Source organism: Mycobacterium tuberculosis H37Rv (genome assembly GCF_000195955.2).
GTDB lineage: Bacteria > Actinomycetota > Actinomycetes > Mycobacteriales > Mycobacteriaceae > Mycobacterium > Mycobacterium tuberculosis.
This window is the reverse complement of record NC_000962.3, coordinates 1,526,583-1,551,226: the sequence shown is the minus strand read 5'-3', so window position 1 is coordinate 1,551,226 and position 24,644 is coordinate 1,526,583. Positions and strand designations below refer to the sequence as shown.

Genomic DNA, 24,644 nt, shown 5'->3' with positions numbered 1-24,644 from the left:
CTGGCCAGCATGCCAGGTATAGATTTCGACGCGCTCTACCGTGGCGAAAGCCCCGGCGAGGGCCTCCCGCCGATCACGACACCGCCGTGGGACACCAAAGCGCCCAAGGACAATGTCATCGGCTGGCACACCGGCGGCTGGGTGCACGGCGACGTGCTCGACATCGGGTGCGGGCTCGGTGACAACGCGATCTACCTCGCCAGGAACGGCTACCAGGTGACCGGGTTGGACATCTCTCCCACCGCGCTGACCACCGCCAAACGGCGAGCCAGCGACGCCGGAGTCGATGTCAAGTTCGCAGTGGGTGACGCCACCAAGCTGACCGGCTACACCGGCGCGTTCGATACCGTGATCGACTGCGGGATGTTCCACTGCCTAGACGACGACGGCAAGCGCAGCTACGCCGCCTCGGTGCACCGGGCCACCCGACCGGGCGCCACCCTGCTACTCAGCTGCTTCTCCAACGCCATGCCGCCCGATGAGGAATGGCCGCGGTCGACGGTATCCGAGCAAACGCTGCGCGACGTCCTCGGTGGCGCTGGCTGGGATATCGAGTCGCTGGAGCCCGCCACCGTGCGCCGCGAGTTAGACGGAACCGAAGTCGAAATGGCGTTCTGGAACGTCCGCGCTCAGCGGCGCGGGTCCTAAGGTGCCGACCTCGATGCGCGGCAGTTGGTCGTCGACGGCCGCGACGGCGAACGGGGTGGCGGCAGCATAGAAGGCGTCCTCGGTCATCAGTCCACGCCGGGCCAACTCGATGCGGTTCACCTGGGTCCCCCATCGGGCCCCAAAGAGGCGCTTCAATTGCGTCGGATCGGGCCGGCCCAGGTTCAGGTGCGGCTTTTGCCGGGCCAGATCGTCGCGCTTGCAGAGTGCGTGGGCCGCCATGGCACGCCATCGGGGCAGTCGGGAGTCCTTCCGCAGCAGGTCAAGGAAATGGTCGATCGCCGGCAATAACCGGACGACGAACAACGTGCGGGTGATCACTCGCGCCGAGATCGAGATGGGGTCATTGCCCAGGCCGTGGCGCTCTTCGGTGGTGAGCCAATGCGCTGCGACCGCCTCGGGAAAGCCGGTCTCGTCGATGATGCCGGTGGCAAGTGCGTAGCGATAGGCAATGAATTCCAGGGCGCGCCCGTAGCCCTCCGATGCCACCTCGGCGACGGCTCGTGCGGCACGCTCACCGACGCTTCCGGATTGTTCGGGGTGTTTCAACGTCCAGTACCAGGCAGCGACCTGTTGCAGTGCTGGCCGGTAGGCCCAGTAGTCAACCGAGCTCACGCTCAAAAACGACAAGACCTCCAAGTCGGTGACGTCGACAAAAGACTCGCCGTGGTCGGCCGATGCGGCGACGGAGGTGGGCGGTGCCCATCGCTGCCGCCACCGCCGCGACCACACGGTGGGCGGCGGACCCGGACGAAGCGGCTCCACCCGGGGGCGCTGGCCGAGCTGCCGCAACGCCAGCAGCGCATCGGCGTGTTTGACATCGACCCGCAGTGACCGCAACTGTGCGGCGAGGCCGCGCTGGTCCGGGGCGCCGACCTCACTCAGCAGCCGCGCCCAGGTGCGCATGGTGAACGGTGTGGCCCGCGCGGTCTCGATGATCCGCTCGGCCAGCTCGGAGCACACCACACCAGTTGCGACGGCCCGCGCCAGGGTGTGGCGCATGTTCACCAGCGCGTCGACGAAGACCGGGTAGCCGTCGTCGGCGTCGCCGTGCACCACGCCGACCTCATCGTCGGCCTCGAGTACCCCATCTCGGTAGCTTTCGAAGACCCAGCCATAGCCCTCCATGCCGAATGGATGCAGCTCAGCGGCCCGCAGGGCGCCCATGCTCGACGATCCGACGACTCGGACACCGTCGGCCATCAACGTCAAAAGCTCCTTATGTCGAACCGACGGCTGCTGAAAGAACAATCCGTCGACAATCAGCAGCGTGTCACCCGACCGCAAGTCATAGGAGAGCGCCTGGCCAAACGCAATCGGCGGCGCCACCTCGGCATCCGGCACCACCGAGCGGATGTCCGCGGCGCTAATCGTGGGCCCAGCGGTGACGACAATCCTGCCGCAGGCCGTCATTCAGCCTCCTGTAGGGGTGTGCGCATCGGCGATGCGCTCGACAGCACGAGGCCCGGGGCGAGCACCTTCACCACGGGGACACAGGCATCGGCGAAGTCGCACACGACCGCCAGCGGCTCGGTGCCGGATCGGTTGGCCACCGCCGTCGCCGCCGACGCCACCAACTCGGGCAGCGAGTCGACATCGGGCACCCGCCACGGTGTCGGCCGCGCGCGGTTCAGCCGCAACGACGTCTTTCGCGCCTTCGCGTATGTATGCACCCGGCCGAACCGGTGGTAGATCGCCGACGGGAGGTCCTCGCGGGCTCCGCTGATTGCCGTGATGCGCGACTGGGCGGCTTCGGTGATCGCCCGCGATAACGCCACGTTAGGGTCGTGGTGTAACCCGAACCCGCCGAAGGTCACCTCCAGCGTCGCGGAGGTGAGCTCGGCGGCAAAACAGTAGTAACCGTCCCAGACATCGATGCGGGCAAGGTCCACATCGTCCCCGGCGTCACGGATCATCTCAACCAGGTGGGCGCTGTCAGAGCCGGCGACATCGTCAGTTGGCACCTCGAACATGGTCTCTCCGGCGACCGCTGCAGCCACGCTATGCCGCTCCATCACCTCGTACAAGGCGTGCAAGGTGGCCTCGTCGTAGCAGTTGCCGGAGGCCAGTCCGGTGGTGTCCATCTCGAACATCGGCGGTTCCCAGCAATCGCGGGTTGCCACGTTCACCAGCACCGCCGTCCACGGTACCCAGGTCCGGCGACCGGTCAGCAACGTCGTCGCGACCATCCAATCGAGCTTGACGCCGGCGTGGTAGAGGCTGCCCGGCCGGTGGCGAAGTTGGGCGGGGTCGTAAGTCAGGTCTGCCTCGAGATCCCGGGCGGTCGCAGACCACAAGTCGGCAGTGACGTTCTCGGCGTGCCATCCCTCCAAGGACTCCATCACCGCCGAGACCTGGGCAGCCCGATAGCTGGCGGCTTTGCCCTGGCTGACCGACAACGTCAGCGATGCCGGGCGCACCGCCTGAACCGTTGGAATGCCAAGACAATCCAGCCATGTCACGTCGGCGACCCCGGTAATGCCTGCTGGCGCGAGAAAGGGCTGCAGGGCCAGCCAGGTCTCGTCCGGGCTAGTGATGCGGTGGGTGCCGTGCCGGTGAGCGATCGTCGTCGGGTCCGCAGACCCTAATACACGGCTTGGCCAGTACGACCAATTCGGGCCCGACAACACACCTGTCGTCGAGCCCTGACTCAGGGTCGACCCCACGTCATCGTCTTGCGCTACGCCAGCCCTGAATGCGGGGAATCGCGCCAATCGGCGACCGGTCATTCACCGTCGGCCGCAAAGAAATACGCGGCGTAGAGCGCTTGGCTTTCTTGGAACAAGGTTTCCTGTGACATGCGATTCACCTCCTCTCCTCTCTGGGAGTGGCGCCCCCGATGACCGCAGCTTCACTCGCTGTCGGTCGTAAACGAGATAATGCAAAACGCCGAGAATGCCTTTTCGTCCGCGTCAAACAAGATTTCGTGGGGCACGCGATTCCCTCCTCCGTTCTCTGCACCGCAAGACAAGCTACCGACAATTATCTGTATGTGCAATAGTTTCTGCCAAAATGGGTATGGTGTGACTTGTGGTAACTAGCGTTGCGGATGAGAATGTGGCCAGCCGCATCGCATCTTGGGGCACTGGGCCAGCTCCCGACCCTCGACTGGACTACGCACATGCGCACTTAAAGGGGCGACGGGGGCGGTCGCCCGCCCGGCCTAACGCACCGATCGGCGCTCGCTCATTCGCCGTTGGGCGAAAAATATGCCGTGTAGAGCGCTTCACTCTGTTGGAACACGGATTCGTGGGACATGCGCTTCACCGCGTCCCCTGTGCTGGGCTCGTAGCCCTGGTGATGAGCGCCTGCTCACTCGCCGTCTGTCGTGAAGTTGGCAACTACGCACAGCGCCGCGTAGGGCGCTTCGCTTTCTTCGAACAGACTTTCGTGCGACACGCGCTCACCCCTCGGTGCAGTCGTACAGACAGCAAAACAAGCTACACACAACTAAATCGCATATGCAAATTTCCCCCACACTGGGTGTGACTGCTGACATTTAATGTTGTCGCAGCGCATTGAGCGTCTAAAGTGCAGCAACTGACAGGAGAGAATGCGGCACTGAACCTCAGTTGGCCGGGTCGTATCCCCGGCGGCCCTCGTGTGCCCAGGCCAGCAGATCAGGTGGCGCCAGCTGGTTGATGCGGTGGTAGTAGCGCAGGTGCTCGGCTTCGGTGAAGAACTGCTGCCAGTCGCCACTCCCGCCCCGGCGGAAGAAACGCTCGTCACTGTGCCAGATGCCGTCGGTGGTGTTAGGAGCGATTTCTGACGCGCGGGAGCGCATCGCATCCAGCGTGGCGTACTGCGCCAGGTCCCGGGCTCGATCGCGGGTCGCGGCGATACCGAGGACCCTTGCCGGCCGGAGCAGCTCGCCCGCCAAGTCCGCCTGGTAATCGGCGTAATGAAACAAGGCCACGTTGGGTAGGTGACGGCGGACCCATACCGTGCCTAGCTGGTGCAGGATGTTGGCCAGAGTGCCGATCCCCTTCAGATGTGTGAAACCTATGCCAGGGGGAGGCTGATTCGGCCCCTCCATCCAATCCCGGAACTCCTCGGTCGGGCTGCGCGCATGACCGAGTTCCGCAAACGGGGGGGCGATTCGCTCGTGAAACGGCACTACGGCCTCGTGCAGAATCCGCATCCGGTCTTCGTTCATGTTGGCCGATTGGTACAGCATTGACACCGCGGCATCGCGCGGGTCGCGTCCTACGCAGATGTAGCTGACGCGGTCGTCGAGCACCAGGCCGTCCAACGGCGTGTGGGTCTTGATGAACCGGCGGTGCTGCTGGGCATCGAGAGTAGCGACCACTTCCTCGATGGGCCGAATGGTCTGGTCGAGCCACGGGGACACCGTCGACAAGGGTCCGGGCAAGTCGGGCCCGTCGAACACCAGCAGGGACACCAGGCGCTGTGTCCAGGTCAGGCCGCTCTTGGACGGCGCCGAGATAATGATGTCGCCGTCGCGCAATTGCAGGGCATCCCATCGCAGGTTGTCGGCCATCAACGATCGATACACAACCCGGTCGGTCATCGGGTGTTCTGAATTCATGGCGGTCACCGTCGGATGATGTCGAACAGCATGCCTTCGACAGTGACGCCCGGCCCGAACGCGAACGCCACCCCCGTCGAGATGGCTTTGGCCGACTCCGCCTGCTGCACCATCGTCTCTAGCACAAAGATAAGCGATACGCTGAGCATGTTGCCGAAGCGGGCGAGCACGTCCCAGCTCTGCGCCGCCAGCTCCGCGGAGATCCCCAGCGAGCGCACCGACTGCTCGATGATCTTGGGGCCACCCGGATGGATCGCCCAGAGATCGATATCGGATATCTGTAATCCATTGTCCCATAACATCTCTGTCACCACCGGTGCGACCCCGCTGAAGATGTAGCCGGGGAGATTCTCCGACAGCTCGCAGGTGATGCCGTTGTGATTGACGCCAAGCACGATACCGTCTTCGGTGTTGTCGAGCAGCTGACTGAAACTACTGCGGACTACCACCTTGCCTGGCTCGAGCTTCTCCTGAACCTGGCTGGCGCCGATCACCAACGCCGCGCACCCGTCGCCAAACAAGCTGTGAATGACGACGTCGTTGATGTCGTCGGCAAAAACAGCGTTCACCGAGCACAATTCGATACACACCACCAGCGCCTTCATGGCCGGGTGGGCACGAACATAGTTGGTGGCGGTGCCCAGGGCATTCATCGCGGCGGCACATCCCATGAAATTGACCACGACACGTGATATCGACGGGGAGAGCCCGAGCTCTTTGACGATCGCAACGTCCACGCCCGGCGCGATGAATCCGGTGCTGGTGGCCAACACCAGCAGCCCGATCTCGGCGGCACGGTATGGCAGGCCGGCCAGGGCACGCTTGCTCACGTCCACCGCCAGCGGAACCGCGTGTTCGTAGAACAGATGCATCCGATCACGGATCGTCGCAGGTTCCCGCCTGAAGACATCAAATTTGGCGTCGAGCGGGTCGACCGCCATCCGGCGCGTGGTGATCCGCGATTTTTGATACACCCGCGGAATCCGTTCCCGCTGACCGGGATCGAGGAAAAGCTCGGCGACCCGATCGGCGGCGTCGGACTGGTTGACTACCCGACGCGGCGTGCCCGTCGCAAGCCCTTCAATCACCGCCACCGTGGTGGGCGGAGCCGGCGGCAACTGGGCAAGGCCAACCTCATGCCTCTGGCCGGCCCGGCGCGGCGCACCGCTCTCAGCTGAGACGTTCATACCGACCCGATTCCGACGAAACCCGCAACCACGTAGCTGGCACTGGCTTTCAATGCCGCCGGCGAGCAGTGCTCGCGGACGAAACCCCAATGACGCTCCTTGGCTTGGCGCGACGGCGTCAACAGATACTTCCGACACAGCCTCGGCAGCCGATCGGTGATGAAACCCTTTGCGGGAAGCCACTCGACACCGAACTTCGCTGCTTCCTCACGCAAAACGTCCTCGGTGACGATGTTCGCGAAGCCGCTGCGCTGAAACGGCAGCACGTGATGGACTCGGTGGGAGCTCAGGCCGGCTGACAGGAAGCAGTCGACGTAGCGGTTCCCGATCACCGTTAGGTCATTAGCGTGCTCGAGTTGATCTATGCCCCAGTCCTCGCCGTTGACGGCACCGCCCTGGGTGTCGTCCTCGAACTCATGGCTCGCCACCACCAAGAAGGTACTAACCCACAGCGTCGCTACGAATTGCAGTGCCCAGGGCCAGAAGTCGCCGGCGATCGCGAAGACCACCAATTCACTCACCAGAAGCAAGCGCACCCCGGCCGATCCAAGGAAGTGTGGAAGCGCGGCGCGCCAGCTTCCGTAGGATTCCTCGACACCTACCTTGCGCGTGATCCTGAAGACGTCGACGATCCGGATCGCCATGCCGCTGAGCATGTGGCCAAATTTGTGAATCGTATGTACGGGAACGCGATACAACCACGGTAGCCGCATCATCATCGTGAACACGTTCTTCTTGATGTCCACCTCGCTCTGGGTATACGGGTGGTGCAGCAGGGTGTGTCCGTCGGCGGTGACTAAGGACAAGGCCACATAGTTGAGATCGAAGGCATTGTTGAAAACCCGGTTGAGGCCTCGTTGCGCGCGGTGCAGTGCGTAATGACCGAACCCGGCCAACGAACTGCGCAGCAGAACCATCGCAATCACGAAGGCCCACAGCGGCATCCAGCTCGGTTCCACCAACCGCACACCCTGAACCGCGAAATAACCCACGGCCAGTACTGCAACGATGGCGTTGAAGAGTGTGTCCATGCGCTTGATCCGGGCGGCCAGCGCTGGCTCGGCTAGCCGCGCTTTGACCCGGTGCAGCAGATCGTTGGGGTCGTCGAATCGATACTTCGGGGTGTCCCGCCAGCTGTTGAAGTCGTCTTTGAACAGAAATGCCGGTGCATTGTGCTTGGGGTGGATGTCCCTAGGGGTTGCGTCGCGGCCCAACGCGTACCTCCGCTGCAGGATTCGCTCGACAATCGCCGGATCACGATGGTAGGACTTGACGATTGCGGTGATGTCGCGGTTCTTGGTCCGCCCAATGAAGAAGGCGCCGCCGGGATGCTTGGAAATCCACTCACTCAGGTCGTACGCCCGCCCGTTGTAAACCCACACGTCTGACAAGCGTGGCCCGCCAGCAGGAGGAGCGGGACGTGGACCGCCGTCACGCTCTCGGACGTCTGGGAGGTCGTTTGTCACTGGTATTCCTCCAGGTCTTTCTCGAGCGGGAACGGTTGCCAGCCGGCGCGGCTGAACCGCCCCGGCATGTCCGGAGACTCCAGTTCTTGGAAAGGATGGGGTCATGTCAGGTGGTTCATCGAGGAGGTACCCGCCGGAGCTGCGTGAGCGGGCGGTGCGGATGGTCGCAGAGATCCGCGGTCAGCACGATTCGGAGTGGGCAGCGATCAGTGAGGTCGCCCGTCTACTTGGTGTTGGCTGCGCGGAGACGGTGCGTAAGTGGGTGCGCCAGGCGCAGGTCGATGCCGGCGCACGGCCCGGGACCACGACCGAAGAATCCGCTGAGCTGAAGCGCTTGCGGCGGGACAACGCCGAATTGCGAAGGGCGAACGCGATTTTAAAGACCGCGTCGGCTTTCTTCGCGGCCGAGCTCGACCGGCCAGCACGCTAATTACCCGGTTCATCGCCGATCATCAGGGCCACCGCGAGGGCCCCGATGGTTTGCGGTGGGGTGTCGAGTCGATCTGCACACAGCTGACCGAGCTGGGTGTGCCGATCGCCCCATCGACCTACTACGACCACATCAACCGGGAGCCCAGCCGCCGCGAGCTGCGCGATGGCGAACTCAAGGAGCACATCAGCCGCGTCCACGCCGCCAACTACGGTGTTTACGGTGCCCGCAAAGTGTGGCTAACCCTGAACCGTGAGGGCATCGAGGTGGCCAGATGCACCGTCGAACGGCTGATGACCAAACTCGGCCTGTCCGGGACCACCCGCGGCAAAGCCCGCAGGACCACGATCGCTGATCCGGCCACAGCCCGTCCCGCCGATCTCGTCCAGCGCCGCTTCGGACCACCAGCACCTAACCGGCTGTGGGTAGCAGACCTCACCTATGTGTCGACCTGGGCAGGGTTCGCCTACGTGGCCTTTGTCACCGACGCCTACGCTCGCAGGATCCTGGGCTGGCGGGTCGCTTCCACGATGGCCACCTCCATGGTCCTCGACGCGATCGAGCAAGCCATCTGGACCCGCCAACAAGAAGGCGTACTCGACCTGAAAGACGTTATCCACCATACGGATAGGGGATCTCAGTACACATCGATCCGGTTCAGCGAGCGGCTCGCCGAGGCAGGCATCCAACCGTCGGTCGGAGCGGTCGGAAGCTCCTATGACAATGCACTAGCCGAGACGATCAACGGCCTATACAAGACCGAGCTGATCAAACCCGGCAAGCCCTGGCGGTCCATCGAGGATGTCGAGTTGGCCACCGCGCGCTGGGTCGACTGGTTCAACCATCGCCGCCTCTACCAGTACTGCGGCGACGTCCCGCCGGTCGAACTCGAGGCTGCCTACTACGCTCAACGCCAGAGACCAGCCGCCGGCTGAGGTCTCAGATCAGAGAGTCTCCGGACTCACCGGGGCGGTTCAGGCTGGCGAGCTGACCCCATGCTGGGTCGACGGCCTTGGCGAATTCTCAAAGGATTTCTTCGAAGGCGGCCTCCGCCCGCGGACGAGTACCGGACCGGCCAGGCCATCGACCAGCGATGGGGCTGGACCGGGCCGGTTCGCGCCTGTTATCCCGCCGGGTTCGGGATGGTGACCGGCGCACCCCAATTGGACAGCGTGATGTCGACGTTGCCTTGGTCCTTGTCAATGACCATCCGCACCAGGTTCGCGGCGGGTGCCGGCGTTGAGGCGTTGGTGTCGACGATCCACAAGGTTATCGGGAGCCTGCCCCCACCCTTACCTAGCTGAGGCACGATCGGATCGATCACCGCGGCGTCGATGGTCCCGGACACCTTGACGGTGGCCAGGCCGTCGATGGCGTCACGTCCCTGGATTGTCGGGTTTTGCACTTGCCCGACGACCGCGCCCAGCCCCCGGTCCTTGTCCAGGATGATGCCCGGGTCATAGATCTTCTCCGCCGGACCCACCGAGACATAGTCGCCGCCCCGCTTCGTGTACATGGTCTTGTTCGTGACCAGGAACTCGGTGGCCACCACCGGGGTGTTGGGCTTCATTCTGACCTTGGCGTTGCCCACCGCCTGGCCATTGCCCTGCGGTTGGTTGGTCACGTCGGCATCGACGCTCTCAAACGGGAGGGTCGAGAGATTGTTTACCGTCACCACCACGTGGACGGAATGCAGGCCCTTCGTCGCCTTGGAACTGTCTTGCAGGATCTGCTGGGCTTCCGGCGACGGCGACCCGGGACTCGGGGAGCTCGCCGTGGTCGGTTTTTTCCCGCACCCCGCAACGACAGTCGCGAAAAGTGTCGCCGCGATCAGGATCGCGACAGCCCCCAGGCTCGAGGGGCGCCGGGGTCGGTGGGAGCCGCACGCTTGTGAGATCAAGCCATTCATGTTCAGCCTTTGTTATCCAACCGATGGTATTGAGCAGCTGGGCGCTACCCCTAGTCGTACGGCATGCACGGAGCCTCGAATCCAGCCCCGTCCATGGTTGCGGGTCTCGGTGACTGCCTACCCACACCCTGGTTCACCAGCAGCGACACCATCGTCACTAGCATGCCGCCGCGCTCACAGCATGTTCCCCAGATCACATTCGCCGGAGAGCGCGACAGTAACACGCGACCGGTGCGCGGGAAAACGTTCGCACAATCAGTAATCCGCCGAGCCGCGCTGGCTCGGACAGTATCCTGAACCGGGTGAATCTCGACGGCAATCAGGCGTCCATCCGCGAGGTATGCGACGCGGGCCTGCTTTCCGGCGCGGTAACCATGGTCTGGCAGCGCGAAAAATTGTTGCAAGTCAACGAGATCGGCTATCGCGATATCGACGCGGGCGTGCCCATGCAACGCGACACGCTGTTTCGCATCGCGTCGATGACCAAGCCGGTCACGGTGGCGGCGGCGATGAGCCTGGTCGACGAGGGCAAACTGGCACTGCGTGACCCGATCACGCGTTGGGCACCGGAGCTCTGCAAGGTGGCCGTGCTGGACGATGCCGCCGGCCCGCTGGATCGCACACATCCCGCGCGACGAGCCATTTTGATCGAGGACCTGCTCACTCACACCAGCGGCCTGGCTTACGGTTTCTCGGTGTCGGGGCCAATTTCGCGGGCCTATCAGCGACTGCCGTTCGGCCAGGGTCCCGACGTTTGGCTGGCAGCGCTGGCAACCCTTCCGCTCGTGCACCAACCTGGCGACCGGGTGACCTACAGCCACGCCATCGACGTCTTGGGTGTCATTGTCTCCCGCATCGAGGACGCACCGCTGTACCAGATCATCGACGAGCGAGTGCTGGGTCCGGCAGGAATGACCGACACCGGCTTCTACGTGTCGGCCGACGCGCAGCGACGGGCCGCGACCATGTACCGGCTCGACGAACAAGACCGGTTGCGGCACGACGTGATGGGGCCGCCACACGTCACGCCGCCGTCGTTCTGTAACGCCGGCGGCGGGTTGTGGTCGACCGCCGATGACTACCTGCGGTTCGTGCGGATGCTGTTGGGCGACGGGACGGTCGACGGGGTCCGGGTGTTGTCACCTGAATCGGTGCGCCTGATGCGCACCGACCGGCTGACCGACGAGCAGAAACGGCACAGCTTTCTGGGGGCGCCGTTCTGGGTGGGCCGCGGCTTCGGGCTGAACCTATCGGTGGTGACCGATCCGGCGAAGTCCAGGCCGCTGTTCGGGCCGGGCGGGCTCGGGACCTTCAGCTGGCCCGGCGCGTACGGGACATGGTGGCAGGCCGACCCGAGCGCCGACCTGATACTGCTGTATCTGATCCAGCATTGTCCCGATCTGTCCGTGGACGCTGCCGCGGCCGTCGCGGGTAACCCATCCCTGGCGAAACTGCGGACCGCGCAACCAAAATTCGTCCGCCGCACCTATCGGGCGCTCGGGCTCTAGTGCCGGGTAGACATGTTGACCGAACCTCCCCATGTCGACCGGACCCGGCACACTCGCGGAAACCCAAGGGCCTACCGCGCGCCGTTTCCGACGTTCAGCTCTTCACCAGTGAAGTACCGCGAATGCGTTTGCTTCAGGGTTCCCAACGACTTACTGACGAGCGCAACGATCTCGATATTGCTGTCGGTGCGCTCGGCTTCCAGCTTCAACCGGTGCTCCATCGCTTCTTGCGGGGTGGCGAACTCGGTGATGCGACGCACGTGGGTGCGCCGGTTGTATTCGACGACATAGCCAGCCACCTCACCCACCTCCCCCTGCCGACTCGGCCTCATTGATGGCCCTTTCCAGCCTAAACTTGGTCGTTGCGAGCACCGTCGCCTTGTTCTTGCTCGCCTCGCCAAGCGCCATCGCCCGCTGGCCGGGGTATTCGATCTCTGCACAGTGTTGCCACTCGGCTTCATGCATCGCCAGATCCGCTGAAGCGTCTTGCATAACCCCTACCAGCTCTTGAAGCTGTGCCGGGACAACGCCGGCCGCTAGCTGCTCCGGCCGCTCGTCATAGCGGATGCCCCGACCGTACGCGTCAGCGAGAAGCTCGTAGAAGTTGGCCCACAGGCTCTGCAAAATGGTGCGAATCTGTATCTCGACACGACCGGCAGGTAACCGAAGCCAGACATGAACGGCCCGGTAGCCGGCGTGCGGGTGGTCACGCAGATCATGAATAGCGGGCTGGTCAGCACCGAAGTGGTCGGCGATCTCGCGAGCAAGTCTCGTCTGCTCGCCCAGCAGGAGGTCGGCATCGATGCGGACACCTGCGATGTCTTGGATGGTGTTCAGTTGCAGGTAAGGCCGACGCCGCAGCTTTGCTAGCAGGGTGTCTTGGCTCTTCGCACGTGAGGTAACCAATAACTCCGACGCAGACCAACTCCGGCCCTCGATCCGGTCCTGGACTTCGGCGGCCAAGTCCGCATGCCACAGCATCACCTCGGCGTACGACGGGCAGTCGACCGGCGGGTCAACTCCGTCGCGCAGTGCCACGCCAAGACGACGCACCGCGTTGTTCGACCACGGTGGTCGTGAATGCAAGTCCACGATTGCTGAGCCTACGAGGGCTACCACCACCTGTCCGGAGCGAGTCGGCGGGGTTGCTGGATCGCATCTGCGGGGCCACCCGCGCGGAGAATGGGGTCGGCTCCGAGGACGCCGAGAAGCTCATTGGCCGCCGGCTTCGGCGCTATAGACGGAGCGGGCCGGCCTTGCTATACAAAGACGACGGTTTTCCGCGGCGCGCAGGACCGGCAATCCAATTGGGGGCTCGGGTGCCGCCGATGAGGAGTGCACCATGAACCCGACTCAGGCAGGGTCATTCACTACTCCGGTGAGCAACGCGCTCAAGGCGACCATCCAGCACCACGACTCGGCTGTGATTATCCATGCGCGTGGCGAGATCGACGCCGCCAATGAGCACACTTGGCAAGATCTGGTCACGAAGGCGGCCGCGGCCACCACCGCGCCGGAACCACTCGTGGTCAACCTCAACGGCCTCGATTTCATGGGCTGCTGCGCAGTCGCCGTCCTTGCTCACGAGGCCGAACGGTGTCGACGCCGGGGCGTGGACGTGCGCCTGGTAAGCCGCGACCGTGCTGTCGCGCGCATCATCCACGCCTGCGGATACGGCGACGTGCTGCCCGTACACCCGACCACGGAGTCCGCGCTGTCAGCGACATAAGTGGCGGCCTGCCCCAAACGCACTTTTGCTTTTCCGGCAAGCTGGTAGGGCACGTTGATAACCTGGTTGCGTTGCCTGGCGAATTGGTCTGCGCACGTTGACCCGTTTGCTACATCGGTCCGTAGGAGGGACGGCCAAATGGCGGCCGAAATGGACTGGGACAAAACGGTCGGTGCGGCCGAGGATGTACGACGCATTTTCGAGCACATCCCTGCGATTCTGGTTGGCCTCGAGGGGCCTGACCATCGCTTTGTCGCAGTGAACGCGGCCTATCGCGGCTTCAGTCCATTGCTTGACACCGTGGGACAGCCCGCTCGGGAGGTCTATCCCGAACTGGAGGGTCAGCAGATCTACGAAATGTTGGACCGGGTCTATCAAACCGGTGAGCCGCAATCAGGATCGGAGTGGCGACTACAAACTGATTACGACGGTTCCGGAGTTGAGGAACGATACTTCGACTTTGTCGTCACACCGCGCCGCCGGGCGGACGGATCGATCGAGGGCGTGCAGCTCATTGTGGACGACGTCACCAGCCGAGTGCGAGCCCGGCAGGCGGCCGAGGCGCGCGTGGAGGAACTGTCCGAGCGCTATCGCAATGTGCGCGATTCAGCCACCGTTATGCAGCAGGCGTTGCTGGCCGCGTCGGTGCCCGTGGTTCCCGGCGCCGACATAGCCGCCGAGTACCTGGTCGCCGCCGAGGATACCGCGGCCGGCGGCGACTGGTTCGACGCGCTGGCCCTCGGGGATCGGTTGGTGCTCGTCGTTGGCGACGTCGTGGGCCACGGCGTGGAGGCCGCAGCGGTCATGTCGCAATTACGTACGGCGTTACGCATGCAGATCTCGGCGGGGTACACGGTCGTCGAGGCGCTTGAGGCAGTGGACCGCTTCCATAAACAGGTACCTGGATCGAAATCGGCCACCATGTGTGTCGGCTCGCTCGACTTCACCTCGGGCGAATTCCAGTACTGCACAGCCGGACACCCGCCACCGCTGCTGGTGACCGCGGACGCGAGTGCGCGGTATGTCGAACCAACCGGCGCGGGTCCGCTCGGCAGCGGAACCGGATTTCCAGTGCGCAGTGAAGTGCTCAACATCGGCGACGCGATCCTCTTTTACACTGACGGCCTGATCGAGCGGCCCGGTCGGCCGCTCGAGGCCAGCACCGCCGAATTTGCCGACCTAGCGGCCAGCATCGCCAGCGGCAGTGGCGGCTTTGTGCTCGACGCCCCGGCACGGCCCATCGACCGACTCTGTTCGGACACACTTGAATTGCTGCTGCGGTCCACCGGCTACAACGACGATGTGACCCTGCTTGCGATGCAACGCCGGGCGCCAACGCCGCCGCTGCACATAACGCTGGATGCGACGATCAACGCGGCACGAACCGTTCGAGCCCAGCTTCGTGAGTGGCTGGCAGAGATCGGCGCCGACCACTCCGACATCGCCGATATCGTGCACGCGATCTCCGAATTCGTCGAGAACGCGGTCGAACACGGATACGCCACGGACGTCTCCAAGGGCATCGTTGTCGCGGCCGCGCTGGCCGGCGACGGCAACGTGCGGGCATCGGTAATCGACCGGGGCCAATGGAAGGACCACCGCGACGGCGCCCGTGGCCGTGGGCGCGGCCTGGCGATGGCCGAGGCCCTAGTGTCGGAGGCGCGCATCATGCATGGCGCCGGCGGAACGACTGCCACACTTACGCATCGCCTGTCGCGGCCGGCGCGGTTTGTCACCGACACGATGGTTCGCCGGGCAGCTTTCCAACAAACCATCGACAGCGAATTCGTCTCCCTAGTTGAATCCGGCCGCATCGTTGTCCGGGGCGACGTCGATTCGACCACCGCAGCCACATTGGACCGCCAGATCGCCGTCGAAAGCCGTTCTGGCATAGCACCCGTGACGATCGACCTCAGTGCCGTCACCCACCTTGGTTCGGCCGGCGTCGGCGCCCTCGCTGCCGCTTGTGACCGGGCACGCAAACAGGGGACCGAGTGCGTGCTGGTGGCCCCACCCGGCAGCCCGGCGCACCATGTCTTGTCGCTGGTCCAGCTGCCCGTTGTCGGCGCCGACACCGAGGACATCTTCGCCCAGGAGTAGGCGGCTCAACGAGCCTGCACGGGCGTTCCGTCGACCATCGCCTGCACGCGTTCACGACACGACATGGCACAACCGGGAATCTTTTGGAGAAACGCTTGGAGGGTCGAAGTAAAGAGTATGTTTTCGAGAGAGTCAACACCAGTCATGCTGCCGGGGAAAACTCAGGTGGGTGATCGTCTGCCTGATCGGTCCTCGTAGGAGTTCGCTGGGGCCTCGAATGTTAGCAATGGGCAATACTGTGAGCGATACCGGAGTTCAGTCGAGAATGATACTGACGGGCTGTATCCACGATGGCTGAGACAACCGAACCACCGTCGGACGCGGGGACATCGCAAGCCGACGCGATGGCGTTGGCCGCCGAAGCCGAAGCCGCCGAAGCCGAAGCGCTGGCCGCCGCGGCGCGGGCCCGTGCCCGTGCCGCCCGGTTGAAGCGTGAGGCGCTGGCGATGGCCCCAGCCGAGGACGAGAACGTCCCCGAGGAGTATGCAGACTGGGAAGACGCCGAAGACTATGACGACTATGACGACTATGAGGCCGCAGACCAGGAGGCCGCACGGTCGGCATCCTGGCGACGGCGGTTGCGGGTGCGGTTACCAAGACTGTCCACGATTGCCATGGCGGCCGCAGTCGTCATCATCTGCGGCTTCACCGGGCTCAGCGGATACATTGTGTGGCAACACCATGAGGCCACCGAACGCCAGCAGCGCGCCGCGGCGTTCGCCGCCGGAGCCAAGCAAGGTGTCATCAACATGACCTCGCTGGACTTCAACAAGGCCAAAGAAGACGTCGCGCGTGTGATCGACAGCTCCACCGGCGAATTCAGGGATGACTTCCAGCAGCGGGCAGCCGATTTCACCAAGGTTGTCGAACAGTCCAAAGTGGTCACCGAAGGCACGGTGAACGCGACAGCCGTCGAATCCATGAACGAGCATTCCGCCGTGGTGCTCGTCGCGGCGACTTCACGGGTCACCAATTCCGCTGGGGCGAAAGACGAACCACGTGCGTGGCGGCTCAAAGTGACCGTGACCGAAGAGGGGGGACAGTACAAGATGTCGAAAGTTGAGTTCGTACCGTGACCGATGACGTACGCGACGTCAACACCGAAACCACTGACGCCACCGAAGTCGCTGAGATCGACTCAGCCGCAGGCGAAGCCGGTGATTCGGCGACCGAGGCATTTGACACCGACTCTGCAACGGAATCTACCGCGCAGAAGGGTCAGCGGCACCGTGACCTGTGGCGAATGCAGGTTACCTTGAAACCCGTTCCGGTGATTCTCATCCTGCTCATGTTGATCTCTGGGGGCGCGACGGGATGGCTATACCTTGAGCAATACCGACCCGATCAGCAGACGGACTCCGGCGCCGCCCGTGCTGCCGTCGCCGCGGCGTCTGACGGGACAATCGCGCTGTTGTCGTATTCACCCGACACGCTCGACCAAGACTTCGCTACCGCCAGGTCGCACCTCGCCGGCGATTTCCTGTCCTACTACGACCAGTTCACGCAGCAGATCGTGGCTCCGGCGGCCAAACAGAAGTCACTGAAAACCACCGCCAAGGTGGTGCGCGCGGCCGTGTCGGAGCTACATCCGGATTCGGCCGTCGTTCTGGTTTTTGTCGACCAGAGCACTACCAGTAAGGACAGCCCCAATCCGTCGATGGCGGCCAGCAGCGTGATGGTGACCCTAGCCAAGGTCGACGGCAATTGGCTGATCACCAAGTTCACCCCGGTTTAGGTTGCCGTAGGCGGTCGCCAAGTCTGACGGGGGCGCGGGTGGCTGCTCGTGCGAGATACCGGCCGTTCTCCGGACAATCACGGCCCGACCTCAAACAGATCTCGGCCGCTGTCTAATCGGCCGGGTTATTTAAGATTAGTTGCCACTGTATTTACCTGATGTTCAGATTGTTCAGCTGGATTTAGCTTCGCGGCAGGGCGGCTGGTGCACTTTGCATCTGGGGTTGTGACTACTTGAGAGAATTTGACCTGTTGCCGACGTTGTTTGCTGTCCATCATTGGTGCTAGTTATGGCCGAGCGGAAGGATTATCGAAGTGGTGGACTTCGGGGCGTTACCACCGGAGATCAACTCCGCGAGGATGTACGCCGGCCCGGGTTCGGCCTCGCTGGTGGCCGCCGCGAAGATGTGGGACAGCGTGGCGAGTGACCTGTTTTCGGCCGCGTCGGCGTTTCAGTCGGTGGTCTGGGGTCTGACGACGGGATCGTGGATAGGTTCGTCGGCGGGTCTGATGGTGGCGGCGGCCTCGCCGTATGTGGCGTGGATGAGCGTCACCGCGGGGCAGGCCGAGCTGACCGCCGCCCAGGTCCGGGTTGCTGCGGCGGCCTACGAGACGGCGTATGGGCTGACGGTGCCCCCGCCGGTGATCGCCGAGAACCGTGCTGAACTGATGATTCTGATAGCGACCAACCTCTTGGGGCAAAACACCCCGGCGATCGCGGTCAACGAGGCCGAATACGGGGAGATGTGGGCCCAAGACGCCGCCGCGATGTTTGGCTACGCCGCCACGGCGGCGACGGCGACCGAGGCGTTGCTGCCGTTCGAGGACGCCCCACTGATCACCAACCCCGGCGGGCTCCTTGAGCAGGCCGTCGCGGTCGAGGAGGCCATCGACACCGCCGCGGCGAACCAGTTGATGAACAATGTGCCCCAAGCGCTGCAACAACTGGCCCAGCCCACGAAAAGCATCTGGCCGTTCGACCAACTGAGTGAACTCTGGAAAGCCATCTCGCCGCATCTGTCGCCGCTCAGCAACATCGTGTCGATGCTCAACAACCACGTGTCGATGACCAACTCGGGTGTGTCGATGGCCAGCACCTTGCACTCGATGTTGAAGGGCTTTGCTCCGGCGGCGGCTCAGGCCGTGGAAACCGCGGCGCAAAACGGGGTCCAGGCGATGAGCTCGCTGGGCAGCCAGCTGGGTTCGTCGCTGGGTTCTTCGGGTCTGGGCGCTGGGGTGGCCGCCAACTTGGGTCGGGCGGCCTCGGTCGGTTCGTTGTCGGTGCCGCAGGCCTGGGCCGCGGCCAACCAGGCGGTCACCCCGGCGGCGCGGGCGCTGCCGCTGACCAGCCTGACCAGCGCCGCCCAAACCGCCCCCGGACACATGCTGGGCGGGCTACCGCTGGGGCAACTGACCAATAGCGGCGGCGGGTTCGGCGGGGTTAGCAATGCGTTGCGGATGCCGCCGCGGGCGTACGTAATGCCCCGTGTGCCCGCCGCCGGGTAACGCCGATCCGCACGCAATGCGGGCCCTCTATGCGGGCAGCGATCTTGGTGGCCTCATCCACCGATGGCGCGCTCAACGGCGAAAGTCCTGCAGTGCGGCGTTAATACACTCCTGAGATGCGGCCATGAAAATCGGCAAGACGCGGTCGACGACGCCCTCACAACGATTGCGAAGGGCACCGGCGATCGTGTCCACCGGACCGACCACCGCGAAAGCACCGAGCATCTCGTCGTCGATTAGCCCACCCATGGCCTCCCACTCACCCAGCTTGGAGAGGCGGTGCAGCTCCGGGTGCAGATCGCCCCAGCCATGCTGCTCGAGGACTTTGCGGTAAGCCGGCGTGGATCCGTAGAAGGCGATTTGCTTGCGCGTGGCAGTGCAGGCGGCCGCCAGTTCGGCGTCGTCCGCGCCAGTGGCCACCATCACCTCGCACGACACCTCGAAGGCACTGCGATCGCGACCCGATCGCGCCAGGCCACGTAGCAGCGCCGGCACCGACACCTCGGTGAGGTACCGTTTCGAGACCATAGGGTGACCGAGGTGGCCGTCGGCGACTTCGCCGCACATTTCGGTCATCGCTTCACCGACAGCGGCGATGAAGACTCTCGGAACGGGATAGGGCTGCGGCTCGGGTGTGAACATCGGGGTCATGATCTTGTGGGTGTAGAACTCACCCTCGAAGCAAAGCTTGGTCCCGTCCTGCCAAGCCAACCAGATCGCACGCAGCGCGGCGACGAATTCACGCATCCGACGTGCCGGATGACCCCAGGGCATGCTGAATCGTTTCTCGATGTGCGGCCGGATCTGGGTTCCCAGACCGAGGATCAATCTTCCCTTCGAGTACGTCTGTAGGTCCCAGCCCACGTTGGCGACAATCATCGGATTGCGCGCGAACGCTACCGCGATGTTGGTGCCAAGCTCAAGTCGCGACGTGTGCTCGGCAGCCAGTAGCAGCGGGAGAAAGGGATCATGGCTGGCTTCAGCTGTCCAGCCCCCATCGAAACCATTGCGCTCAAGTGCGACGGCCGCGTCGGCCGCCCGGGCGAGCTGGTTGGGGATGCTCCCGTCGAGCTTGAGCCGGCGGGCACCACCCATTTGGGTGACTTTACAGTAAGAAATCCAGTATGCAGGACACGCCGAGGTTGAACATCAACTCGCCGTGCCACACATTGCGCGCTGGGCAGCCGACGACATACGTGGATGTGCTGATGATTTGCAGCTGCTAGCCGGCGAATGATGGCTCTGATGAATGAGATTGATCTGTATGAGCACAAGACACCGCTGCCGATCTCGCCGACGAGCGAAGGCACCCCGATGACCGAAACGCATTTCCGCCAGACGCTCTACGAGTGCGCGGTTAAGTTGCGCGAGCTGGCCTACACCTTGCCGCAGGGAGTGGGCGAGCACGCTCTCTTGCGAATGTCCGAGCAGATGATCGTAACCGCCGGTCAGGTCGCGCCGAGAGTCTGAGTTGAGGACGTCGCTGGCCAACCTATCGTCTGGCCCTCAATGGCGCTTCACCCAGCAAGGACCATCCCCGCTGCGGCACACCCTCCTTCCCAGTGGGGAACTACCTGAACGTTAACCAGAATCCGCCCCACATAAGGAATTCCGCTCGCATCGGCGATGCGCATGCGCAGCGGCGGAAAGGTGTTGCGAAGGTTCGGATGGCACAATTGTGCTATGCGTTGTGACTGGGGGAAGTTATGCCCTTCCGGGGACCCTTCCATGGGCCTCAAGCCAATTAGCCAAGCGCGCATGGGAAGCCGGCCGAGTACCGCATCCTCGGTAGCACCCGACATCACGGTCTGCCCACCATGGGCTAAATCCCGTAGCTCTGCAGCCAGGTTCATTGTGGCGCCGGCGTAGATGCGCTCGTCGACCAACTGCGCCTCACCGGTGTGAATCCCGATGCGCAGGACGATCGGGGACAACGGAGCCTGGTGCAACTCCAGAGCACATGCGACGGCATCGCTGGCATGGGCGAACGCGGCGACGAAGCCATCGCCCACGCCCTGATCAACTAGGCGCACACCGCAGTGTCCGGCAATGATGGCCGATACCTTCCGGCTAAGCACCATCGCGGCAGTTATCGCCTCGGATTGGACGCCCCACAGCCGCATCGGGTGTTCCACTCCAGCATGGAGCAACGTCACCCTCCGCCTCGACGTAAGCCGGCCACCTCGCCGCTCGAGCCAATTGACCGGCGCGTCATCTGTATGCAAACCGTTCATGCGCTCAAGCATGGGGGCGCGAAGAGCCATGAACATCAGCGACAACGCGCAGAAGAGCCCAGATTGGTTGCGTATTGCATCCGATTCGAACTCCGGGCCTGCGCTGGCCGCGCAATCCTAGGTCGAGTGTTGCGCGGCCTCCTGTACAAGTTGGACACGGGAGGTGACGTCGAGCTTGGTGTAGATGTGGGTGAGGTGTGTTTGCACGGTACGCGGTGAGACGAAAAGCCTCGCGGCGATGTCCTTGGTGACCAGTCCTTCGGTGACGAGCTTTACGATTTTGTGCTCGGCCGGGGTCAGCGCGTCCCAGCCGTTGCTTGGGCGTTTGCGTTCGCCGCGACCGCGTTGTGCGTAGGCGATCGCCTCGTCCAAGGGGGCCGCGGCACCCTCAGCCCAGGCGGCAGTGAAATCTTCGTCGCCCATCGCATCACGAAGCGCCGCCGTGGCGGCCTCATAGCCGGCGTCCCAAATCTTGTGGCGAACCTCCCCCGTACGCTGCCGCTGGGCCGCGGCCGCGCCGAAAAGGCGCACTGCTTGACCGTGGTTACCGGCCTCACCGGCCAGACCTGCGAGAAGTTCTAGGGCATCCGGCATCGCGAGGTACGTCTGCACACCGACGCCGCACGCCACCGCGGCGTGGGCGTCATCGCGTGCCTTTCCCAGCTCGTCCTGCGCAATCGCCACTCGCGCCCGTGCTATCAGCGCCATCATCAGATGCCATCCGGTGCTCGCAAGCACAGCTTCGTCGGCGAAACGTCTTGCCGTGGTCACATCGCCGCGAACCAGGGCTGCCTGCGCCATCAGCTCGTGGTGTGCCGTTACCACGTTGTGTTGATTGCGAAGATCCCAGCTCGCTTCGCTAGCCTCAATGGCCGCTACGTCGCCCGCGGCCAACGCCGCGCGAGTTATCGCTCCGTAACCCAGATCTTGGTAAATCCCGCCTAACTCGGTGGCAGCTTCGAGAGCCGCACCAGCGATGGTCCGGGCGGCGCTGTCGCCGATGTAAGACAGTGCCATGGCTTCGACATACAAACCGAGTACCTTAGTAACGACATCGTTTGCCACCTCGGCCTCGGCGGTAACGTCGCGAGATAGTGCCAATGCTCCGTTCGCGTCGCCTTCCCATATCTGCGCCAGGCAGGCAAACAGGCGGCATTGACGTGAGACGAACCGGTTTCCGATGCTGTCGGCGAGCTCTCGAGCTTGTTCGGCCGCAGCTCGCAAAGGAATTGGCTGACCCGATATGAAGATCCCGACCACCTGCCAATAATCGATTTGGCTCAATGTCCACTCATCGTTAATGGCGCGCGCCAGCTCGATCGCCTCGGCGAAGTAGGGTTGAGCGGCTTCCGTGTCGCAACCACTGCCGCAGCCACATGCGACGAGCGCTCGAGCCAACACTGCGCAGTCGCCTGCGTCGCGTGCCAGCGCCAAGGCATGGTGAGCCTGCGCGACGATGTCGGGGGCGCCCATCGGGCTCGTGGCCGGCCAAGCCTTGAGTATTACCTTCTCCGCAAGCGCCCGCGCCCAAACCCCCGCCGGCACAAGATGATTGTCGCCTTCCCGCTCGAGGATGGATTCGAGCCAGGCCAGCCCTTCGCGCATGCGCCCCTGCGACCACAGCGGTTGCAATGCGGATGCGAGCTGCAATGCGGCTGCAATATCGCCGTTTCCACGGCTCCAGGTGAATGCGGCACGCAAATTATCGATTTCGGCTTCAGCCTGCAGGAGGCGTTGTTCATAGTCGGTGGAGGCGGGAACGTTCAGCCCTGCCGCCATGGTTGCGTAGTGGGTCCGGTGCCTAGCGCGCACCCCGTCGATTTCTTCGGATTCGTTCAGTTTTTCTAGCGCATACTGGCGTACGGTTTCCAACAGCCGATAGCGCGTACTGCCTCGGCTTTCTTCGGCTACCACCAGCGACTTGTCGACAAGCAGCGTCAGTTGATCAAGCACTGAATACCGCTCGACGAAGTCGTCGCCGCCGGCGGCGGCGACTTCGCTCGCCGCGGTGAGGTCGAAACCGCCCACAAACACCGCAAGGCGGCGGAACAGGATCCGTTCGGTGTCAGTCAGCAGTGCGTACGACCAATCCATAGATGCCCGTAATGTCTGCTGGCGCTGCACCGTACTGCGAGCACCACCGGTCAGCAGGCGGAATCGGTCATCCAAACTGTTGGCGATCTCGTTTGGCGACAACGACCGCAATCGTGCCGCGGCCAACTCGATTGCCAGGGGCATACCGTCTAGCCGCCGGCAGATCTCGCTCACGGCGTCGAAGTTGTCAGCAACGATCTCAAAATTGGGTTGGACTAGGCGCGCACGTTCAGTGAACAACTGGATTGCTTCGTTCGCCGGAGACAACGACGGCACCACCCATGTGACCTCGCCGGTCACGCCGATCGACTCGCGGCTGGTCGCCAAAATGCTTAACTCCGGGCAGGCACCCAGCAGCTCAACGACCAGCTCGGCGCACGCATCCAACACGTGCTCACAGTTGTCCAACACCATTAGCATGTGGCAGTTGCCGATGGCATGACTAAGAGTGTCGAATGTTGAGCTGCCCGGCCGATCGATCAGACCTAGAGCATGGGCCGCGGTGGTGGACACCATGCCGGGATCGGCAATCGGTGCCAAGTCGACGAAACACAGACCATCGCGAAATTCCGACGCGGCCGCGATCTGGATCGCCAGACGCGTCTTACCTACACCGCCCTCGCCGCGCAGCGTCACCAGCCGGTAGTTCGTCAGGACCTCTTGCACCTCGTTGATCTGTGCGTCACGGCCTACAAAAGTGGTGAACTGGGCCGGAAGGCTGGATCTGTTACCGACCGACATCCGCAGCGGCGGAAACTCATTGCGTAGGTCTCGATGACACAACTGGATAACCCGTTCTTGGCGATGCAAACCCCGCAGGGGGTACTTGCCGACGTCGGTCAGCCAGGTATTTGCCGGAAGCTGGTCGATGACCAGATCGCCAGTGGCGGCTGAAAGCAAAGTCTGGCCTTCGTGTGCGAGGTCGCGCAGACACGCACTCTCGTTGATCGCGGAGCCGGTGATGGTGCCGTCGCCGCGCAGCCGGACATCGCCGGTGTGCACACCGACACGCGGCCGCATAGGCGCCAACGTTGAGAGCTGCAGTTCCAAAGCGCACGCGATCGCGTCGCCAGCACGCAGGAACGCGACGACGAGACCGCTACCCACCTCCTGGTCTACCGGTCGCGTCACCCCGCCATGGGCCGCGACAGCTTCCGATATGTTCTGATCCAAGGTTGGGTAATCGGCCGCTAGCTCGTTGAGTCGCGTCTGCGACAGCCGTGTCGAGCCCTCGACGTCAGCAGTGAGCAACGTCACAGCCTCCACCAGCGCAGCCACGCCCAGATCAAGCTCCCGTCTCGCGGCGTTTCGTGCGCTGATCCAGATCAGATCAAGACGCCTCACTGGCATGTGACCCGTACGAGCGATTTGATCGGCGATCTGCAGCGAGCGCAACATCTGCCACCTCGGGCCGTCAGCGAAGCGTCGATGACGCGCCCACCGTAGTGCCGAGTGGCGACTACGCGTTGGCTCAACTCTGAAGGCCGGTGCGGACAAGAACATCAGCGATAGCGCGTAACTATTGCACCCGG

General features: G+C 63.6%; 19 protein-coding genes, 2 other RNA genes and 4 other annotated features. Of the genes, 9 read left to right on the top strand and 12 right to left on the bottom strand.

What is annotated here, in order from left to right:
• Positions 1-9: 9 nt before the first annotated feature.
• Positions 10-648 carry a transferase gene (locus Rv1377c; protein ID NP_215893.1) on the top strand — a complete coding sequence of 213 codons (639 nt, stop codon included), beginning with the start codon at positions 10-12 and terminating at the stop codon, positions 646-648.
• Here the strand turns inward: Rv1377c and Rv1376 are convergent.
• Both Rv1376 and Rv1375 read right to left on the bottom strand, forming a co-directional pair.
• Positions 586-2,079, bottom strand: a complete 1,494-nt coding sequence (locus Rv1376) for a hypothetical protein (protein NP_215892.1) — start codon at positions 2,077-2,079, stop codon at positions 586-588. The two genes, Rv1377c and Rv1376, sit on opposite strands and share 63 nt — an antisense overlap.
• The gene (locus Rv1375) at positions 2,076-3,395 is read right to left on the bottom strand and encodes a hypothetical protein (RefSeq protein ID NP_215891.1); all 1,320 of its coding nucleotides are present in this window, start codon (positions 3,393-3,395) and stop codon (positions 2,076-2,078) included. Before Rv1375 ends, Rv1376 begins: the two co-directional genes overlap by 4 nt.
• Positions 3,396-3,696: 301 nt before the next feature.
• Between Rv1375 and Rv1374c the strand changes: the two genes are divergently transcribed.
• Positions 3,697-4,155: a hypothetical protein gene (locus Rv1374c; protein ID NP_215890.2), complete on the top strand. Its 459-nt coding sequence runs from the start codon at positions 3,697-3,699 to the stop codon at positions 4,153-4,155.
• Positions 3,959-4,098: non-coding RNA, Putative small regulatory RNA (MTS1082, locus tag RVnc0035), on the bottom strand. The two genes, Rv1374c and MTS1082, sit on opposite strands and share 140 nt — an antisense overlap.
• 79 nt (positions 4,156-4,234) lie before the next feature.
• Positions 4,235-5,215: a glycolipid sulfotransferase gene (locus Rv1373; RefSeq protein NP_215889.1), complete on the bottom strand. Its 981-nt coding sequence runs from the start codon at positions 5,213-5,215 to the stop codon at positions 4,235-4,237.
• Between the two features lie 5 nt (positions 5,216-5,220).
• Complete coding sequence (locus Rv1372; RefSeq protein YP_177803.1) at positions 5,221-6,402, bottom strand: alpha-pyrone synthesis polyketide synthase-like protein; 1,182 nt, start codon at positions 6,400-6,402, stop codon at positions 5,221-5,223.
• Complete coding sequence (locus Rv1371; RefSeq protein ID NP_215887.1) at positions 6,399-7,868, bottom strand: membrane protein; 1,470 nt, start codon at positions 7,866-7,868, stop codon at positions 6,399-6,401. Before Rv1371 ends, Rv1372 begins: the two co-directional genes overlap by 4 nt.
• Before the next feature lie 49 nt (positions 7,869-7,917).
• Positions 7,918-7,920, bottom strand: a repeat region (3 bp direct repeat, CGG, at 5' end of IS6110 target sequence).
• Positions 7,921-9,275 (top strand) — a mobile genetic element (IS6110-2, len: 1355 nt. Almost identical to Insertion sequence IS986 element.). It abuts the feature before it with no gap.
• Positions 7,972-9,233 (top strand) — a sequence feature (similar to insertion sequence element IS986/IS6110 transposase; Probable transposase subunit for IS6110. Identical to many other M. tuberculosis IS6110 transposase subunits. The transposase described here may be made by a frame shifting mechanism during translation, the sequence UUUUAAAG maybe responsible for such a frameshifting event (see McAdam et al., 1990)). It overlaps the preceding feature by 1,262 nt.
• Positions 9,276-9,278 (bottom strand) — a repeat region (3 bp direct repeat, CGG, at 3' end of IS6110 target sequence).
• A 143-nt stretch (positions 9,279-9,421) separates the two neighbouring features.
• On the bottom strand, positions 9,422-10,207 hold the full coding sequence (gene lprF, locus Rv1368) for a lipoprotein LprF (RefSeq protein NP_215884.1): 786 nt from the start codon (positions 10,205-10,207) through the stop codon (positions 9,422-9,424).
• A gap of 374 nt (positions 10,208-10,581) precedes the next feature.
• Between lprF and Rv1367c the strand changes: the two genes are divergently transcribed.
• Entirely contained in the window at positions 10,582-11,715 is a 1,134-nt protein-coding gene (locus Rv1367c) for a hypothetical protein (RefSeq protein ID NP_215883.1), read from the top strand.
• A gap of 71 nt (positions 11,716-11,786) precedes the next feature.
• On the opposite strand, the gene Rv1366A is transcribed toward Rv1367c, so the two are convergent.
• On the bottom strand, positions 11,787-12,047 hold the full coding sequence (locus Rv1366A) for a hypothetical protein (RefSeq protein ID YP_004837053.2): 261 nt from the start codon (positions 12,045-12,047) through the stop codon (positions 11,787-11,789).
• On the bottom strand, positions 12,016-12,837 hold the full coding sequence (locus tag Rv1366) for a hypothetical protein (protein NP_215882.1): 822 nt from the start codon (positions 12,835-12,837) through the stop codon (positions 12,016-12,018). Before Rv1366 ends, Rv1366A begins: the two co-directional genes overlap by 32 nt.
• Positions 12,838-13,057: 220 nt before the next feature.
• Between Rv1366 and rsfA the strand changes: the two genes are divergently transcribed.
• From rsfA to PPE19, 6 genes are all read left to right on the top strand, one after another.
• A complete protein-coding gene (rsfA, locus tag Rv1365c) occupies positions 13,058-13,444 on the top strand; it encodes an anti-sigma-F factor antagonist RsfA (protein ID NP_215881.1) in 387 nt (128 codons plus the stop codon).
• Between the two features lie 138 nt (positions 13,445-13,582).
• Entirely contained in the window at positions 13,583-15,544 is a 1,962-nt protein-coding gene (locus Rv1364c) for a sigma factor regulatory protein (protein YP_177802.1), read from the top strand.
• Positions 15,511-15,810: non-coding RNA, Putative small regulatory RNA (gene mcr15, locus RVnc0015), on the top strand. Before Rv1364c ends, mcr15 begins: the two co-directional genes overlap by 34 nt.
• A gap of 24 nt (positions 15,811-15,834) precedes the next feature.
• Positions 15,835-16,620 (top strand): membrane protein, encoded by a 786-nt coding sequence (locus Rv1363c; protein NP_215879.1) that lies wholly within the window; start codon positions 15,835-15,837, stop codon positions 16,618-16,620.
• Positions 16,617-17,279 carry a membrane protein gene (locus tag Rv1362c; protein NP_215878.1) on the top strand — a complete coding sequence of 221 codons (663 nt, stop codon included), beginning with the start codon at positions 16,617-16,619 and terminating at the stop codon, positions 17,277-17,279. Before Rv1363c ends, Rv1362c begins: the two co-directional genes overlap by 4 nt.
• A gap of 314 nt (positions 17,280-17,593) precedes the next feature.
• Entirely contained in the window at positions 17,594-18,784 is a 1,191-nt protein-coding gene (gene PPE19, locus Rv1361c; protein ID YP_177801.1) for a PPE family protein PPE19, read from the top strand.
• 72 nt (positions 18,785-18,856) lie between these two features.
• Here PPE19 and Rv1360 read toward each other — a convergent pair whose 3' ends face one another.
• From Rv1360 to Rv1358, 3 genes are all read right to left on the bottom strand, one after another.
• Positions 18,857-19,879, bottom strand: coding sequence for an oxidoreductase (locus Rv1360; protein NP_215876.1), 1,023 nt, complete (start codon positions 19,877-19,879; stop codon positions 18,857-18,859).
• Positions 19,880-20,301: 422 nt separating this feature from the next.
• Positions 20,302-21,054 carry a transcriptional regulator gene (locus Rv1359; RefSeq protein NP_215875.1) on the bottom strand — a complete coding sequence of 251 codons (753 nt, stop codon included), beginning with the start codon at positions 21,052-21,054 and terminating at the stop codon, positions 20,302-20,304.
• Between the two features lie 81 nt (positions 21,055-21,135).
• Complete coding sequence (locus Rv1358; protein ID NP_215874.1) at positions 21,136-24,615, bottom strand: transcriptional regulator; 3,480 nt, start codon at positions 24,613-24,615, stop codon at positions 21,136-21,138.
• Positions 24,616-24,644 lie beyond the last annotated feature (29 nt).

Bases quoted from the DNA above. Each gene is read 5' to 3' on its own strand.
- Rv1377c (NP_215893.1), top strand. From the start codon at position 10: ATGCCAGGTATAGATTTCGACGCGCTCTACCGTGGCGAAAGCCCCGGC.
- Rv1376 (NP_215892.1), bottom strand. From the start codon at position 2,079: ATGACGGCCTGCGGCAGGATTGTCGTCACCGCTGGGCCCACGATTAGC.
- Rv1375 (NP_215891.1), bottom strand. From the start codon at position 3,395: ATGACCGGTCGCCGATTGGCGCGATTCCCCGCATTCAGGGCTGGCGTA.
- Rv1373 (NP_215889.1), bottom strand. From the start codon at position 5,215: ATGAATTCAGAACACCCGATGACCGACCGGGTTGTGTATCGATCGTTG.
- Rv1372 (YP_177803.1), bottom strand. From the start codon at position 6,402: ATGAACGTCTCAGCTGAGAGCGGTGCGCCGCGCCGGGCCGGCCAGAGG.
- lprF (NP_215884.1), bottom strand. From the start codon at position 10,207: ATGAATGGCTTGATCTCACAAGCGTGCGGCTCCCACCGACCCCGGCGC.
- Rv1367c (NP_215883.1), top strand. From the start codon at position 10,582: ATGGTCTGGCAGCGCGAAAAATTGTTGCAAGTCAACGAGATCGGCTAT.
- Rv1366A (YP_004837053.2), bottom strand. From the start codon at position 12,047: ATGAGGCCGAGTCGGCAGGGGGAGGTGGGTGAGGTGGCTGGCTATGTC.
- rsfA (NP_215881.1), top strand. From the start codon at position 13,058: ATGAACCCGACTCAGGCAGGGTCATTCACTACTCCGGTGAGCAACGCG.
- Rv1364c (YP_177802.1), top strand. From the start codon at position 13,583: ATGGCGGCCGAAATGGACTGGGACAAAACGGTCGGTGCGGCCGAGGAT.
- Rv1363c (NP_215879.1), top strand. From the start codon at position 15,835: ATGGCTGAGACAACCGAACCACCGTCGGACGCGGGGACATCGCAAGCC.
- Rv1360 (NP_215876.1), bottom strand. From the start codon at position 19,879: ATGGGTGGTGCCCGCCGGCTCAAGCTCGACGGGAGCATCCCCAACCAG.
- Rv1359 (NP_215875.1), bottom strand. From the start codon at position 21,054: ATGTTCATGGCTCTTCGCGCCCCCATGCTTGAGCGCATGAACGGTTTG.
- Rv1358 (NP_215874.1), bottom strand. From the start codon at position 24,615: ATGTTCTTGTCCGCACCGGCCTTCAGAGTTGAGCCAACGCGTAGTCGC.